The sequence below is a fragment of the Pseudoxanthomonas suwonensis 11-1 genome (genome assembly GCF_000185965.1).
Classification (GTDB): Bacteria; Pseudomonadota; Gammaproteobacteria; order Xanthomonadales; family Xanthomonadaceae; genus Pseudoxanthomonas; species Pseudoxanthomonas suwonensis_A.
Genome location: NC_014924.1, coordinates 2071856 through 2086015 on the forward strand (window position 1 = coordinate 2071856; position 14160 = coordinate 2086015).

13 protein-coding genes are annotated in these 14160 nt (G+C 71.8%); 6 read left to right on the plus strand and 7 right to left on the minus strand.

All coding sequences use genetic code 11. The features are described from left to right. Window positions 1-25: 25 nt before the first annotated feature. On the minus strand, window positions 26-1465 hold the full coding sequence (creC, locus tag PSESU_RS09425) for a two-component system sensor histidine kinase CreC (protein ID WP_013535545.1): 1440 nt from the start codon (window positions 1463-1465) through the stop codon (window positions 26-28). Continuing rightward, window positions 1466-2176: a two-component system response regulator CreB gene (gene creB / locus PSESU_RS09430; protein ID WP_013535546.1), complete on the minus strand. Its 711-nt coding sequence runs from the start codon at window positions 2174-2176 to the stop codon at window positions 1466-1468. It abuts the gene before it with no gap. A 21-nt stretch (window positions 2177-2197) separates the two neighbouring features. Here creB and PSESU_RS09435 point away from each other — a divergent pair, with 21 nt between their 5' ends. Then, the gene (locus tag PSESU_RS09435) at window positions 2198-3058 is read left to right on the plus strand and encodes a 23S rRNA (adenine(2030)-N(6))-methyltransferase RlmJ (protein ID WP_013535547.1); all 861 of its coding nucleotides are present in this window, start codon (window positions 2198-2200) and stop codon (window positions 3056-3058) included. A 15-nt stretch (window positions 3059-3073) separates the two neighbouring features. On the opposite strand, the gene PSESU_RS09440 is transcribed toward PSESU_RS09435, so the two are convergent. Further along, complete coding sequence (locus PSESU_RS09440; RefSeq protein ID WP_013535548.1) at window positions 3074-3994, minus strand: cation diffusion facilitator family transporter; 921 nt, start codon at window positions 3992-3994, stop codon at window positions 3074-3076. A gap of 86 nt (window positions 3995-4080) precedes the next feature. Here PSESU_RS09440 and PSESU_RS09445 point away from each other — a divergent pair, with 86 nt between their 5' ends. From PSESU_RS09445 to PSESU_RS09455, 3 genes are all read left to right on the plus strand, one after another. Beyond that, complete coding sequence (locus PSESU_RS09445; RefSeq protein ID WP_013535549.1) at window positions 4081-4626, plus strand: GNAT family N-acetyltransferase; 546 nt, start codon at window positions 4081-4083, stop codon at window positions 4624-4626. A 72-nt stretch (window positions 4627-4698) separates the two neighbouring features. Further along, window positions 4699-8199, plus strand: coding sequence for a transcription-repair coupling factor (mfd, locus tag PSESU_RS09450; protein WP_013535550.1), 3501 nt, complete (start codon window positions 4699-4701; stop codon window positions 8197-8199). Window positions 8200-8255: 56 nt separating this feature from the next. After that, complete coding sequence (locus PSESU_RS09455; protein WP_013535551.1) at window positions 8256-8861, plus strand: HD-GYP domain-containing protein; 606 nt, start codon at window positions 8256-8258, stop codon at window positions 8859-8861. A gap of 10 nt (window positions 8862-8871) precedes the next feature. Here the strand turns inward: PSESU_RS09455 and PSESU_RS09460 are convergent, their stop codons facing one another. After that, entirely contained in the window at window positions 8872-10440 is a 1569-nt protein-coding gene (locus tag PSESU_RS09460; RefSeq protein ID WP_013535552.1) for a phospholipase D family protein, read from the minus strand. A gap of 332 nt (window positions 10441-10772) precedes the next feature. Between PSESU_RS09460 and PSESU_RS09465 the strand changes: the two genes are divergently transcribed. Further along, on the plus strand, window positions 10773-11237 hold the full coding sequence (locus PSESU_RS09465; protein ID WP_041764070.1) for a GNAT family N-acetyltransferase: 465 nt from the start codon (window positions 10773-10775) through the stop codon (window positions 11235-11237). Window positions 11238-11418: 181 nt separating this feature from the next. After that, window positions 11419-11676, plus strand: a complete 258-nt coding sequence (locus tag PSESU_RS15705) for a tautomerase family protein (protein WP_203415156.1) — start codon at window positions 11419-11421, stop codon at window positions 11674-11676. Window positions 11677-11762: 86 nt separating this feature from the next. On the opposite strand, the gene PSESU_RS09475 is transcribed toward PSESU_RS15705, so the two are convergent. From PSESU_RS09475 to PSESU_RS09485, 3 genes are read right to left on the minus strand one after another with little or no spacing between them, the layout of a single operon-like run. Next, the gene (locus PSESU_RS09475) at window positions 11763-12137 is read right to left on the minus strand and encodes a DUF3325 domain-containing protein (RefSeq protein WP_013535554.1); all 375 of its coding nucleotides are present in this window, start codon (window positions 12135-12137) and stop codon (window positions 11763-11765) included. After that, window positions 12130-13818 carry a PepSY-associated TM helix domain-containing protein gene (locus PSESU_RS09480; protein ID WP_013535555.1) on the minus strand — a complete coding sequence of 563 codons (1689 nt, stop codon included), beginning with the start codon at window positions 13816-13818 and terminating at the stop codon, window positions 12130-12132. Before PSESU_RS09480 ends, PSESU_RS09475 begins: the two co-directional genes overlap by 8 nt. A gap of 11 nt (window positions 13819-13829) precedes the next feature. Then, window positions 13830-14141 (minus strand): hypothetical protein, encoded by a 312-nt coding sequence (locus PSESU_RS09485; RefSeq protein ID WP_013535556.1) that lies wholly within the window; start codon window positions 14139-14141, stop codon window positions 13830-13832. Window positions 14142-14160 lie beyond the last annotated feature (19 nt).

Here is a 14160-nt window from a genome sequence, read left to right on the forward strand (position 1 = left end):
TTTGAAGCGGGGGTGAAGTCGCCGCTCAGGCCAGCGGCAGGGCGATGCCGGCTTCGGCGCCCCCGCCATCGCGATTGCCCAGCCAGGCGCGGCCACCGTGCAGGCGCGCGACTTCGCGCACGAACGGCAGGCCCAGGCCGGAACTGCGCGGACGTCCATCGGGCCGCGCCAGCGAGTAGAAGCGCTCGAACACCCGCTCCAGCGCGTAGCCGGGTACGCCTGGGCCGCGGTCGAGCACCCGGATCACGGCCCCGCCCGCCTCGGCGCCCAGCGACAGCTGCACGGTGCTTCCGCGCGGCGCGAAGGCCAGGGCGTTGTCGACCAGGTTGGCCAGGGCCTGGCGCAGCAGGAAGCCGTCGCCCTCGGCCCGCAGCGGCTGCGGCGGCAACTCCAGCTGCAGCTCCAGCCCGGCACCTGCCAGGCGCGGCTCCGCCGCGGTGGCCACTTCCCCGAGCAAGGCGCCCAGGTCCACCGCTTCGCGCCGCTGCAGCCAGCCGTGCTGCTCCACCTCGGCCAGCGCCAGCAGCTTGTCGATGGTCTCGGTCAGGCGCCCCTGCTGCTCGAGGATGCTGCGGGCGAAGCGCTGGCGCTCCGGCTCCGGCAGCGGCTCCTGCAGCAGTTCGGCCGCGCCGCGGATCGCGGCCAGCGGGCTCTTCATCTCGTGGGTCAGGGACTGCACGTACTGCTCGACATAGGCCTTGCCCTCGAGCTTGCGGCGCATCTCCTCCAGCGCCTGGCCGAGGTCGCCGATCTCGTCCCGCCACGCCGGTGGCGGCGCGGCCGGCTCGCCCGCGGCCACCGCCCGGGCATAGCGGGCCAGGCGACCGATGCGCCGCGACAGCCAGGCCGTGACCAGCACCCCGACCAGGGCCGACAGCCCGATCAGCCAGGCGCCCTGCCCCAGCATGCGCCGCTGGCCGGCCTCGATGAACGGCTCCAGGCTGCTGTTGGGCCGGGCCACGGTCAGCACGCCGATCAGGCGACCCGGCTGTTCCGGGTCGAAAACCGGTGCGGCCACGTGCATGACCGTGCGCGTCCTGTCGCCCTCGACCTCGGGGCTGGAACGGGCGCCGTACTCGCCGCGCAGGGTGCGGAGCACATCGTTCCAGCGCGAATGGTCGCGTCCCAGTTCCTCGCCGCGGGAATCGAACACGACGATGCCGCGTGCGTCGGTGACCGTCACCTGCAGGTCGATGCCGTGCTTGGGCACGTCCCAGATGCGCGCGCCCGGATCGCGGCGCATGGCTTCGGCCAGGTCGCGGGCGAACCTGCCCTCGCCGATGCGCCCGGCCTTGAGGTCGGCGGCGGCCATCACCGCCAGGGTGTTGGCGGTATCGACCAGGCTCGACTCCATGGCCTGGCGCACGCCGGGCTTCACCTCGTCCACGAACACCCGCAGGACGAAGAACGCGGCCAGGCCGACGATCAGGATGAAGCCCAGGAACAGGCGCAGGCCCAGGCGCATTCAGGCCGCGATCGCGTAGCCGAGGCCACGGTGGGTGCGGATCGGGTCCGGCTCGGCGCCGGCGGCACGCAGCTTGGCGCGCAGGGTCTTGATATGGGTGTCGACGGTGCGGTCGCCGCTGGCCGCGGTGCTGTCCCAGGCCCGGTCCATCAGCTGGGCGCGGCTGAGGATGGCGCCCGGGCGCTGCAGCAGCGCCTCCAGCAGTGCGTACTCGTAGCGGGTCAGGTCCAGCACCCGGCCGCGGTAGCGGATGCGGTGTCCCGCGCGGTCCACGGCGAAATCGCCGCGCTCCTGCCAGTCCGCGCCGTCGTCCGCCGGCGCGCGCCGGCGCAGGCGTGCGCGCACCCGCGCCACCATCTCCCGCGGCGAGAACGGCTTGGACACGTAGTCGTCGCCGCCCAGCTCCAGGCCCAGCACCCGGTCGATCTCCTCGCCGCGCGCGGTGAGGAAGATCACCGGCACCTCGCTGAAAGCGCGCACCTGGCGGCAGACGTCGAAGCCGCCGATGTCCGGCAGGCCCACGTCCAGCACCAGCACGTCGACCCCGCCGGCACGCACCCGCTCAACCGCCTCGCGCCCGAGCAGGCAGTGCTCGGCCTGCAGGCCCTCGCTGCGCAGGGCATAGAGCAGCGTGTCGGCGATCGCCGGTTCGTCGTCGGCGATGAGGATCAGCGGCGCGGTCGGCATCGGCCAAGCATAGTCGCGCCCCATGGCGGCGGCTATGCTGCGCGCATGAACTACCGCCACGCCTTCCACGCCGGCAACCATGCCGACGTGCTCAAGCACGTCGTCCTGCTCGCCCAGCTGGACGCCCTGCTGCGCAAGGACTCCCCGTTCTTCGTGCTCGACACCCACGCCGGCCGCGGCCGTTACCTGCTGCAGGGCGAGGCCGCCGGCCGCACCCGCGAGGCGGTGGGCGGCATCCTGGCACTGGCCGGACGCAAGGACGCCCCCCCCGCGGTGGCGCGCTACCTGCACGCGGTCGCCGCCAACAATCCGGTCGACACCCTGCTCGCCTACCCCGGCTCGCCGCTGCTGGCCGCCCAGGCCATGCGCGAACAGGACCGGCTGGCCGCCTGCGAGCTGCAGCCGGAGGAAGCGGCGGAGCTGAAGGCGCTGTTCGCCCATGACAATCGCGTCGCGGTGCATGCGCGCGACGGCTATGACGCGGTGCGCGCCCTGCTGCCGCCGCGGGTGGACGGGGTCCGCTACGCCCGCGGCCTGGTCCTGGTCGACCCGCCGTACGAGGCCCAGGACGAGGAATACCCGAAGGTCGCCGCGGCGGTGCGCGAGGTGCTGCAGCGCTGGCCGCAGGGGGGCGTGGCGATCTGGTACCCGGTCAAGCAGCGGCGCTCGCTGCAGCCGTTCTTCCGCAAGCTGGCCGGGCTGGACGCGCGCTCGGTGCTGCTGGCCGAGCTGATGGTGCGTCCGGACGATTCGCCGCTGCGGCTCAATGGCAGCGGCATGGCCCTGGTCAATCCGCCGTGGAAACTGGACGAGGCCATCGCCCCGGCCCTGGCCTACCTGCAGAAGCACCTGGGCGAGGCCGGCGCATCGACCCGGCTGGAGTGGCTCAGGCGCGACGACGGCTGAGCGCCGTCGCCGGGCTCAGGCGGCCGGCGGGTCCTCGCCCTCGGGTTCGAAGAAGCTCCAGCGCACCACCGGGAACTGCGCCTTCAGCGCGCGCTCGACCTGGTCGATGTCCTCGAGCATGGCCGGGCCATCGTGCGAACGGCGCATGCGCGCGTGGGTGGACACCAGGACGTCGCTGCCCTGCTGCAGGGTGATCACGTGCAGCACCTCGGAAATCTCCGGGCGCCCGGCCAGGAATTCGCTGATCTGCTTCTGCAGGAACGGGTCCACGCTCTGGCCGATCAGCATGGCCTTGACCTCGATCGCCACCAGCACCGCGACCACGATCAGCAGCAGGCCGATGCCGATGGTGCCCAGCGCGTCCCACAGCGGATTGCCGGTGGCCACCGTCAGCAACACCGCGGCCAGCGCCAGCACCAGGCCGGCCAGGGCCGCCAGGTCCTCGCCGAAGATCACCACCAGCTCGGCCTGGCGGCTCTCGCGGAACCACTCCCACAGCGAGCGCCCGCCGCGGACCTTGTTGATCTCCTGCAGGCAGGCGCGCATGGAGATGCCCTCTGCGACGATGGCGAACACCAGCACGCCGGCGGCCCACCACCACTGCTCCAGCGGCCCGGGATGCTGCAGCTTGTGCACGCCTTCGTAGACCGAGAACATGCCGCCGACGCTGAACAGCATCACCGCCACCAGGAAGGACCAGAAGTAGATCGCACGGCCATAGCCGAGCGGGTATTCCGGCGTCACCGGCCGCCGCGACTGGCGCAGGCCCAGCAGCAGCAGGAGCTGGTTGCCGCAGTCGGCGAAGGAGTGGACGGTCTCGGCCAGCATCGCGCCGGAACCGGTCACGAAGGCCGCCACGCCCTTGGCCACGGCGATGGACAGGTTGGCGCCAAGCGCGAAGAAGATCGCGCGGGTGGAGTCTCCGTTTCCTGCCATCGTCGGTTCCGCTCCAGGGGGGCGCGCGGAGTCTAGCAAGCCGCCCCGGCTCCCCGCGTGCAGCCCGATGTGGGAATATCGGGGCCATGCCACGCAACCGGCTCCCCCCCTGGCACGAGGAATTCGTGCTGCCCAACCGCAGGGCCATCCTGATCCGTCCGATCCGCCCGGAGGACGCCGCGCCGCTGCACGCCGCATTCGGCCTGCTGGGGCCGGGCGAGATCCGAGTGCGCTTTGGCGGCACCGACGGCGAGCTGGACCTGGAGGCGGCCGGACAGATGGCCCGCCCGGATCCGCGCCAGGAACTGCTGCTGGTCGGCGCGGAACCCTTTGCCCCGGGCGAGGCGATGATCGCCGCCCTCGGCCGCGCCCGCCGGGTGCCCGGCACCCGCGAGGCCGAGTGCGCGATCCTGCTGGCCCGCTACGTGGCCGGCCTGGGCCTGGGCCGGCACCTGCTGCAGAAGCTGGTGAAGTGGGCCCGCGGCCGCTCGGTGGAACGCCTGTTCGGCGACATCCCGGCAACCAACACGCCCATGCGCGAACTGGCCGATTCCATGGGCTTCCAGGTCGACCCGGATGCCGACGTCCCGCCCGGCCTGGTCCGGGTGGTGCTGGACCTGGGCCGCGACTGAGCCGCTGCGTCCTGGCCGGACGAGCCGGCCGGACACGGCCCGGCGACGGCCGGCGGCTACAATGGCCGGCTCATGTCGTCGTCGAACCGAGCCGTGTCCTCCATTCCCCCGCTTCCCCGGCGTGGCCAGGCCCGCGCCTGGTGGAACGCGCCCGCCTCGCCCTCCGCGCTGGCCTGGCACCTGGTGCGCGCCGCCCGCGCCCATCCCGGTCCGCTGCTGTTCGTCGCCCGCGACACCCAGTCCGCGCACCAGGTCGAGGCCGACCTGCAGACCCTGCTCGGTAGCGACAGCGACCTGCCGGTAGTGCCGTTCCCGGACTGGGAAACCCTGCCCTACGACCGTTTCAGCCCGCACCCGGACATCATCAGCCAGCGCCTGGCCGCCCTGCAGCGCCTGCCGCGGCTGGAGCGCGGGATCGTGGTGGTGCCGGTGCAGACCCTGCTGCAGCGGCTGCCGCCGCTGCGCTACATCGCCGGCACCAGCTTCGACCTGGCCACCGGCCAGCGCCTGGACCTGGACGCGGAGAAGCGCCGGCTGGAATCGGCCGGCTACCGCAACGTGCCGCAGGTGCTGGACCCGGGCGACTTCGCCGTGCGTGGCGGCCTGCTCGACGTCTATCCGATGGGCGCGCAGGCACCGCTGCGGATCGAGCTGCTGGACGACGAGATCGATTCGATCCGCAGCTTCGACCCGGAGAGCCAGCGCTCGCTGGACCGGATCGAAGCGGTGCACATGCTGCCCGGGCGCGAGACGCCGATGGACGAGGCGAGCCTGGGGAGGGTAATGGACGCCCTGCGCGAGCGCTTCGACGTCGATACCCGGCGCAGCGCGCTGTACCAGGACCTCAAGGCCGGCATCGCCCCGGCCGGCATCGAGTACTACCTGCCGCTGTTCTTCCCGCCCGGGCGCGATGGCTCCGGGTCGACCGCCACCCTGTTCGACTACCTGCCGGTGAGCGTGCTGCCGGTGCTGGCCGACGGTGCCAGCGGCTGCGCCGACGCGTTCTGGCAGCAGACCGGCAACCGCTACGAACAGCGCCGGCACGACGTCGAGCACCCGGTGCTGCCGCCGGGCGAGCTGTACCTGCCACCGGACGCGCTGCGCGAGCAGCTCAACCGCGGCATCCGCATCGAGGTCTGCGGACCCGGGCACACCCATGCCGGCGATGCCGCCGCGCTGGGCGACCAGCCGGCGCCGGCGCTGCCGATCGCGCGGCCGGACCAGCCGCGTGCCGGCGAGGCCCTGCGCGGTTTCCTGTCCAGCTACCCGGGCCGGGTGCTGGTCGCCGCTGATTCGCCCGGCCGCCGCGAGGCCCTGCTGGAAGTGCTGCAGGCTGCCGGGCTGCAGCCGAAGACCCTGGCCGGTTTCCCCGCCTTCCTCGAGGGCGAAGAGCGCTTCGGCCTGGCCGTCGCGCCGCTGGAGGACGGCTTCGCCCTGGACGACCCGCAGCTGGTGGTGCTCACCGAGCGCCAGCTGTTCCCCGAGCGCGCCACCCAGCCGCGCCGCGCGCGCCGCGCCGGCCGCGAGCCGGAAGCCATCATCCGCGACCTCGGAGAGCTGACCGAGGGTGCGCCCATCGTCCACGAGGACCACGGCGTGGGCCGTTACCGCGGCCTGGTGGCGATGGACATCGGCGGCATGCCCGGCGAGTTCCTGGACATCGAGTACGCCAAGGGCGACCGCCTGTACGTGCCGGTGACCCAGCTGCACCTGGTCAGCCGCTACTCCGGCGCCTCGCCGGAAACCGCGCCGCTGCACTCGCTGGGCGGCGAACAGTGGACGAAGGCCAAGCGCAAGGCGCAGGAGAAGGTCCGCGACGTGGCCGCCGAGCTGCTGGAGATCCAGGCCCGGCGCCAGGCCCGCGCCGGCCTTGCGCTGGACATCGACCGCGCCATGTACGAGGGCTTCGCCGCCGGCTTCCCGTTCGAGGAGACCCCGGACCAGCACGCCGCGATCGAGGCGGTGCTGCGCGACCTGCAGTCGAGCCAGCCGATGGACCGGGTGGTCTGCGGCGACGTCGGCTTCGGCAAGACCGAGGTCGCGGTGCGCGCGGCCTTCGCCGCGGCCAGTGGCGGCCGCCAGGTGGCGGTGCTGGTGCCCACCACCCTGCTGGCCGAGCAGCACTTCCGCAATTTCCGCGACCGCTTCGCCGACTGGCCGCTCAAGGTCGAGGTGCTGTCGCGCTTCAAGTCGAAGAAGGAAATCGAGGCGGAGCTGGAGAAGGTCGCACGCGGCGAGATCGACGTGATCGTCGGTACCCACCGCCTGCTGCAGCCGGACGTGAAGTTCAAGGACCTTGGCCTGGTCATCGTCGACGAGGAGCAGCGCTTCGGCGTGCGCCAGAAGGAGGCGCTGAAGGCGCTGCGCGCCAACGTGCACCTGCTGACCCTGACCGCCACCCCGATCCCGCGCACGCTCAACATGGCCATGGCCGGCCTGCGCGACCTCAGCATCATCGCCACCCCGCCGCCGAACCGGCTGGCGGTGCAGACCTTCGTCGTGCCCTGGGACGACAACCAGCTGCGCGAGGCCTTCCAGCGCGAGCTCTCGCGCGGCGGCCAGCTGTACTTCCTGCACAACGACGTTGAAAGCATGGGCCGGATGCAGAAGCAGCTGGCCGAGCTGGTGCCGGAGGCGCGCATCGGCGTCGCCCACGGACAGATGCCCGAGCGCGAGCTGGAGCGGGTGATGCTCGACTTCCAGAAACAGCGCTTCAACGTGCTGCTGGCCTCGACCATCATCGAGTCCGGCATCGACATCCCCAACGCCAACACCATCGTCATCAACCGCGCCGACAAGTTCGGCCTGGCCCAGCTGCACCAGCTGCGCGGCCGCGTCGGCCGCTCGCACCACCGCGCCTACGCCTACCTGCTGGTGCCGCCGGACCGCCGCGCGATGAGCCCGGACGCGGAGAAGCGCCTGGACGCGATCGCCTCGATGGACGAGCTGGGCGCCGGCTTCACCCTGGCCACCCACGACCTGGAGATCCGCGGCGCCGGCGAACTGCTGGGCGAGGACCAGAGCGGCCAGATGGCCGAGGTCGGCTTCAGCCTCTACACCGAGCTGCTGGAGCGTGCGGTGCGCAGCATCCGCCAGGGCAAGCTGCCCGACCTGGACGCCGGCGAGGAGGAACGCGGCGCCGAGGTCGTGCTCAACGTGCCGGCGCTGATCCCGGAGGACTACCTGCCGGACGTGCACACCCGCCTGACCCTGTACAAGCGCATTTCCAGCGCGCGCGACAGCGAGGCCCTGCGCGAGCTGCAGGTGGAGATGATCGACCGCTTCGGCCTGCTGCCGGACGCGGTCAAGAACATGTTCGCCATCGCCGAACTGAAGCGGCAGTGCGACGCGCTGGGCATCCGCAAGCTGGAGCTTGGCGAGAACGGCGGCCGCATCGTGTTCGAGGCCAAGCCGCGGGTCGATCCCATGTCGGTGATCCGCATGATCCAGCAGCAGCCCAAGCTCTATGCGATGGACGGTCCCGACAAGCTCAAGGTACGCGTGCCACTGCCCGAGGCCGGCGACCGCTTCAACGCCGCCCGCGGCCTGCTGACGGCCCTCTCCCCCAACTGATTCCCCGACTGATCACCCAACCGGTCTCCCGACCAGGCGCCCCCACGCCTAACGCCATGTTCGATCCGTCCCTTGCACCGCCGCTGCCCGGCGGTGCCAGCGCTCCGCTCCGCGTCCTTTCCCTGGCCCTCGAACAGAGGGACGCCTACACCGAAGGTCATTGCGACCGGGTCTGCCGGCTCGCCTTCCTGCTCGGCCGGCGCTTCGACCTGGACGCCGTGCGCCTGGGCCACCTCGCCCTCGCCGCGCGCTTCCACGACGCCGGCAAGATCGGCGTGCGCGACGAGGTGCTGCTGCACCCCGGCCAGCTCGACGCGCCCGCACGCGAGGACATGCGCATGCATGCGGTCTTCGGCGAACGGCTGTTCCTGGCCACCGGACGCGAGGATGCCGCGGATGTCGCCCGCCTCATCCGCCACCACCACGAGGCCTTCGACGGCAGCGGCTATCCGGATGGCCTGGCCGGCGAAGCGATCCCGCTGGAAGTGCGCATCCTCAGCGTGGCCGACGGCTACGACGCCATGACCTCGGCCCGCCCGTACCGCGGCGCCATGCCGTCGAAGCGTGCGATGGAGACCCTCGCCGGCGAGCGCGGCCAGCGCATCGACCCCGAGGTCTACCGCCAGCTGCAGGCGGTACTGCGCGCCGGCCCGGACATCTGAGCGGCGCGGCCTAGAGCTGGGATTCCACCGGCAGCCAGCCGATCGCATGCGCGGCGGCGCGCTGCCAGGCCTTGGCCTCCGGCTCGCGGTCCCAGGTCACCGGCGGCTGCGCGGCCTCGTCGTGCCAGCGCAGTTCGCCGCCCTCCAGGTCCAGCCGGTAGGCGATCTCCGGCGCGGTCTTGGCCGCGTACAGCGCCTCGAGCTCGGCTGCCGCTCCGGGGTGCTCGAACAGCAGGCCCATCTCGGTGTTGAGGTTCATCGAGCGCGGATCGAGGTTGAACGAGCCGATGAAGCCATGGCGGCCATCGGCGACATAGGCCTTGGTGTGCAGGCTGGCGCCGCTGGAGCCGAACAGGCTGGTGTTGACCGCGCCGTGCGGCTTGAGCTCGTACAGCGCGATCCCCGCCCGCAGCAGCGGCACGCGGTAGCCGGAGTAGCCGCCATGGACCGCAAGCACGTCGTTGGCCGCCAGCGAGTTGGTGAGGATGCTGATCTCCACGCCGCGCCTGCGCATGTTCGCGAACCATTCCACCCCGGCATCGCCCGGCACGAAGTACGGCGAGATCAGCTTGAGGTCGCGCTCGGCGGTATCGACCCGCTCGACCAGCACCGGCGTCATCCAGTCCGGTCCCGGGGTCGCGCCCTCGGCCTTCCGCGGCGGATCGGAAACCAGCGTGGCCTTGTCGGTCCAGTGCACCACGCGATTGCCCTGCAGCAGCTCGCGGATCCGCTCGGAAGCGCGCAGGCGCTCGAGGTACGGGCCGGCGCGGTCGGACTCCAGGCCGGCGCCGAGGCTTTCCCGCACCTTGTCCAGGGCGTCGGGCTCGGCCTCGGCCAGCGCCGCCAGCGGGATGGCGCTGGCGCTGTTCCAGTAGCTGTCGAACACCGCCTCGGCCTGGCGCGCGGCGGTACCGACCACGGCCACGTCGGTGTCCATGAAGTTCACGTCGGCGGCGGCATCGAAGTACTCGTCGCCGATGTTGCGCCCGCCGACCACCGCGACCCGGCCGTCGGCCAGCCAGATCTTGTTGTGCATGCGCCGGTTGAGGCTGAAGAAGCGCAGCAGCAGTTCCGCACCACGGGCCAGGGTGCCCTCGCGCGACCGTGTGGGGTTGAACAGCCGCACCTCGATCAGCGGGTGGCTGTCCAGCGACGCCAGCACCGAGTGGCTGCCATGCACGTTCATGTCGTCCAGCAGCAGGCGCACGCGCACGCCGCGATCGGCGGCCAGCAGCGCCTCGTGGTGCAACATGTTGCCGGTGAAGTCGTCGTGCCAGATGTAGTACTGCAGGTCCAGGCTGCGGCCGGCCGAGCGCGCGGTCATCGCGCGCACGGCGAAGGCGTCCAGGTTGTCGCCCAGGATCACCATGCCGGTCTGCCCGGGACGTGCATCGGTGAGCGGCGCCACGGCGCGGTCGATCGGGGTCTGGTCCCCGGCCAGCGGCAGCGCCATCACCACCTCGCCGCGCGCGCTCTCGGCGAAGCGGCCATAGAAGTAGAGCGACAGCACCGAAGCCAGGGCGAACACGGCCAGGCCGATGGACAGACACTTGAGCACCTTCTTCGCCTTCGCCTTCATCGCGCCCCAGCCCCTGGATTGGTGGACGGATTGTAGGTGCATGGGCGCGAGGACAGCGCATGGGCCTGCCCGCCCCCGGCGGCCCCGGCAGCGCAGGGACACCGGCCGTGCCGCGAGCCTGGCCGGACCTGCCTGCCCGCGTTGACCGTGCGCTGGCATGCCCGGGAGAATCGGGCCGCCCTGCCCCTGGCGACCCCACCAGGCCCGGAGGCGCCGCCGGCTACGGCGGCTGTCCCGTTGGCAGCCTGTCACCCGACGGAGGAGAGGATGTCCAGCACTGGAACACTGTTGGCACCGGCCCGCGCACCGGTGCCCGGATCCGGGGTCGCCGCATGAGCCTTCATATCCGCCAGGACGATCTCTCCTCGCCCGAGGTGCAGGCACTGGTCGCCGAGCACCTGGCCGGCATGCATGGCAATTCGCCGCCGGGCCACGTCCACGCGCTGGCGATCGACAGCCTGCGTGCGCCCGGGGTCACCTTCTGGACCGCCTGGGACGATGGCGCCCTGTGCGGCTGTGGCGCGCTGAAGGAACTGGACGCGCGCAGCGGCGAGATCAAGTCGATGCGCACGCGCGCGGCCTTCCTGCGCCGCGGCGTCGGCCAGGCGCTGCTGGACCGGATCGTGGCCACGGCACGCGAACGCGATTACGCGCGCCTGCTGCTGGAAACCGGCGCGGGCCCGGCCTTCGATCCGGCGCATGCGCTGTACCTGCGCAACGGCTTTTCCTGGTGCGACGCATTCGGCGACTACGTGGCCACGGACTTCAACGTGTTCATGGCCCGCGGCCTGGATTGAACCTCGCGCAGGCGCGGCCGGCGTATCCTGCGACCAGGAACGCGAACAGGAGAGCGCCGATGCCCCTCGTTACCGTCACCGTCCGCAAGCCGAAGCCGGACACCTTCAAGTCCGGCGTGCTCGACGCCGTACACGCCGCCCTGGTCGCATCCGGGTCCCCGAGACCGACCGTTTCCAGCGGGTGATCGAGCTGGACGCGGCCGACTTCCGCTACGACCCCAGCTATCCCGACGTCGGCTCGCCACGCGGCGAGGACTTCGTCCTGGTCGAGATCCTGTGGTCGGTAGGCCGCAGCGTGAAGGTGAAGAGGCGGCTGCTGGCCGACCTGATGGAACGGCTGGCAGCGCAGGGCCTGGATCCGGAGCAGGTGATGGTGTGCTTCAAGGAAACCAGCTGGGAGAACTGGTCCTTCGCGGGCGGGCGGCTGATCCACACCTGACGGCCCGCGCTGCCCGCGCCAGCCTCCCCCCTGCCGCCCCCGCACCGGAGCCCGCATGCCGATCCGCAGTGCCACCCGGGTCGGATTCAAGCAGGACCGCTGGATCGACGTCGGCTACTGGCAGTTGCTGCTGCAGCCGGCCTGACCGCGGCGCCGGCCCACGGCACCAGCCAGCGCATCCAGCGCGCACGCCAGGCCAGGGTGAACGCCACCGCCAGCGCTCCTGCGGCCAGGGCCATCACCCACACCAGCACGGCCATGCTGGCGTGGTCGGCGGCCAGCGCCGCCAGCAGCGCAGCTGCCAGCGCCACGCCGCCAAGCACCCGCAACAGGCGGGCCTGGCCCGGCGCCAGCGCCCTGCCCCAGGCCTGGCGTGCGTGCGCTTCCATCGCCAGCGCCAGCCAGCCCAGGCCGACGACACAGCCCAGCAGGGTCGCCAGATGCAGGACGGCGTCAGGCACGTGCCGTCTCCCCGTGCGGCGCGTCGGTGCCACCGGCCACCATCGCCGCGGCCCGGGCATCGGCGCGGCGGCCCAGGTGCCGCGCGACCAGGGCGGAGGTGCCGGCTACCGCCAGCAACGAGAGATCGATGCCCGCGACCGGCCAGTAGCCGGCGCCTACGGTGCGCAGCAGGTGGTCGCCCGTGGTGATCCAGTTGAGCAGCGGCGCGCAGACCGCCAGCACCGCGACGGCCCAGGCCTGCTCGCGCCAGGCCGGATTGGGCAGGCAGCGTGCCACCGGCGCACTGCGCCAGGCCGCATGCAGCAGCGACGCCAGCCAGGTGCCCCAGAACGCCCAGCGCTCCCAGTCGCCGCGTCCCGGCAAGGATTCCGGCAGCAGGCGGTTGGCGACCAGGATCGCCAGCGTCGCCAGGACCATGCCGGTCACCGATGCGACCGCGAGCGCATCGACGATGCGCGCGCCCTGGCGCCCATGTACCGCATGCTGGCGCTTGCGCTTCTCCACGAAGAACAGGAAGCCGGTTGCGATGCACACCGCGCCGGTGAGCCCGCCCAGCACGTACAGCCAGCGCAGCAGCCAGTGGCGGAAGTGCTGCAGGTGCAGGCCGGTGAGGAACTCCGCCACGCGCCCGGCCGGCGTGGCCGGCGGATCCTCGCGCAGCAGCTGGCCGGTATCGGCCTTGAAATGGATGCCCTGCCCGACCAGGGCGATGCGGTCGGTGCCGGCGCGGTACACGCTGACGTAGCCATTGGCGTCGCCCACGTGCTGCAGCACCAGGAAGCCGACGTCACCGGCCATGCCGCGCGCCTCCCAGCGCCGCTGCGCCTCGGCGACCATCGCGTCCACGTTGGCCAGACCGGCCGGCACGCCGGAGCGGCCGTGCGGCAGGCCCAGCGCCGCGGCCTCGTGCTTCTCGTGCAGCTCGTGCAGGTCGTGCAGCTGGGTGTGGCCGACCGGGAAGTAGTAGGTCGAAGCGAAGATCAGCAGGCCGGTGAAGGCGAAGAAGAAGTGGAACGGCAACGCGACCACGCCGGTGAGGTTGTGCAGGTCCAGCACGCTGCGCAGGCGCGCCTTGCCGGGGCGGAAGGTGAACAGCTCGCGGAATATCCTGCGGTGCAGGACGATGCCGCTCACCAGGGCCGCCAGCATCGCCATCGCGGCCAGGCCGACGATCCAGAAGCCGAGGTTCTTCCAGTCCACCGTCAGGCTGTAGTGCATCGGGTAGAAGAACCCGCTGCCGATCTTCAGCTGGTCGTCCGGCAGCGGCCTGCCGTCACGCGGGTCGATGGTGCCCAGCGCGTACAGCTGCTCGTCCGGGTCCTTCGCGCCCGGCACCTCGTAGCCGGCGTAGACCGCCAGCACCGGGTCGCGATGGGTGGTGTAGGCGCTCCAGTAGGCGATGCGGTCGAAGCGCTCCGGCATCGGCCCGTCCACGCGCGGGCGCATGGCGTCGACCAGGGCCGGGTCCGGCTGCAGCCGCTCGAATGCCGGCCGCAGCACCTTTTCGAACGAGGGCATGGGCTGCGGCTCGAAGCGCGTGGCTGGCAGCGCCCAGCGGTCGATCTCGCGGTCGAACACCGACAGCGCGCCGAAGAAGAACGCGGCCATCAGGACGAATCCAAGCACCAGCCCGAACCAGGTATGCAGCCATGCCATCGCCTGGCGGAAGTTGTTGAACATGCGATGCCCCCTCAGGCGATGGTCGACTGCACGAACGAGCCCAGCGCCGCCAGCAGCGCACCGCCACCCAGCAGGCCCAACCACGCCCATGCCGGGTTGCGGCGCCCGGAGACCGCGCCCAGCAGCACCACCAGCCATGCCAGCAGGCCCAGTGCGCTGCCGAGGAACTCGGCGTCGTGGAAATCCATGCCGGCCCTGCACAGCAGCGCGGTGGAAGCGGCGATCAGGCCCCAGGCGAACGCATAGCCACCAAGCACGCCGGCGCCGACCCGCGCGGCCAGTTCCAGGCGTGGATGGCGTGAGTGGATGGACGTGGCATGCATGGCTGCGTCTCCGATGGAA

Coding starts and splice junctions, on each gene's coding strand:
- creC (WP_013535545.1), bottom strand. CDS start 1,465: ATGCGCCTGGGCCTGCGCCTGTTCCTGGGCTTCATCCTGATCGTCGGC.
- creB (WP_013535546.1), bottom strand. CDS start 2,176: ATGGGGCGCGACTATGCTTGGCCGATGCCGACCGCGCCGCTGATCCTC.
- PSESU_RS09435 (WP_013535547.1), top strand. CDS start 2,198: ATGAACTACCGCCACGCCTTCCACGCCGGCAACCATGCCGACGTGCTC.
- PSESU_RS09440 (WP_013535548.1), bottom strand. CDS start 3,994: ATGGCAGGAAACGGAGACTCCACCCGCGCGATCTTCTTCGCGCTTGGC.
- PSESU_RS09445 (WP_013535549.1), top strand. CDS start 4,081: ATGCCACGCAACCGGCTCCCCCCCTGGCACGAGGAATTCGTGCTGCCC.
- mfd (WP_013535550.1), top strand. CDS start 4,699: ATGTCGTCGTCGAACCGAGCCGTGTCCTCCATTCCCCCGCTTCCCCGG.
- PSESU_RS09455 (WP_013535551.1), top strand. CDS start 8,256: ATGTTCGATCCGTCCCTTGCACCGCCGCTGCCCGGCGGTGCCAGCGCT.
- PSESU_RS09460 (WP_013535552.1), bottom strand. CDS start 10,440: ATGAAGGCGAAGGCGAAGAAGGTGCTCAAGTGTCTGTCCATCGGCCTG.
- PSESU_RS09465 (WP_041764070.1), top strand. CDS start 10,773: ATGAGCCTTCATATCCGCCAGGACGATCTCTCCTCGCCCGAGGTGCAG.
- PSESU_RS09480 (WP_013535555.1), bottom strand. CDS start 13,818: ATGTTCAACAACTTCCGCCAGGCGATGGCATGGCTGCATACCTGGTTC.
- PSESU_RS09485 (WP_013535556.1), bottom strand. CDS start 14,141: ATGCATGCCACGTCCATCCACTCACGCCATCCACGCCTGGAACTGGCC.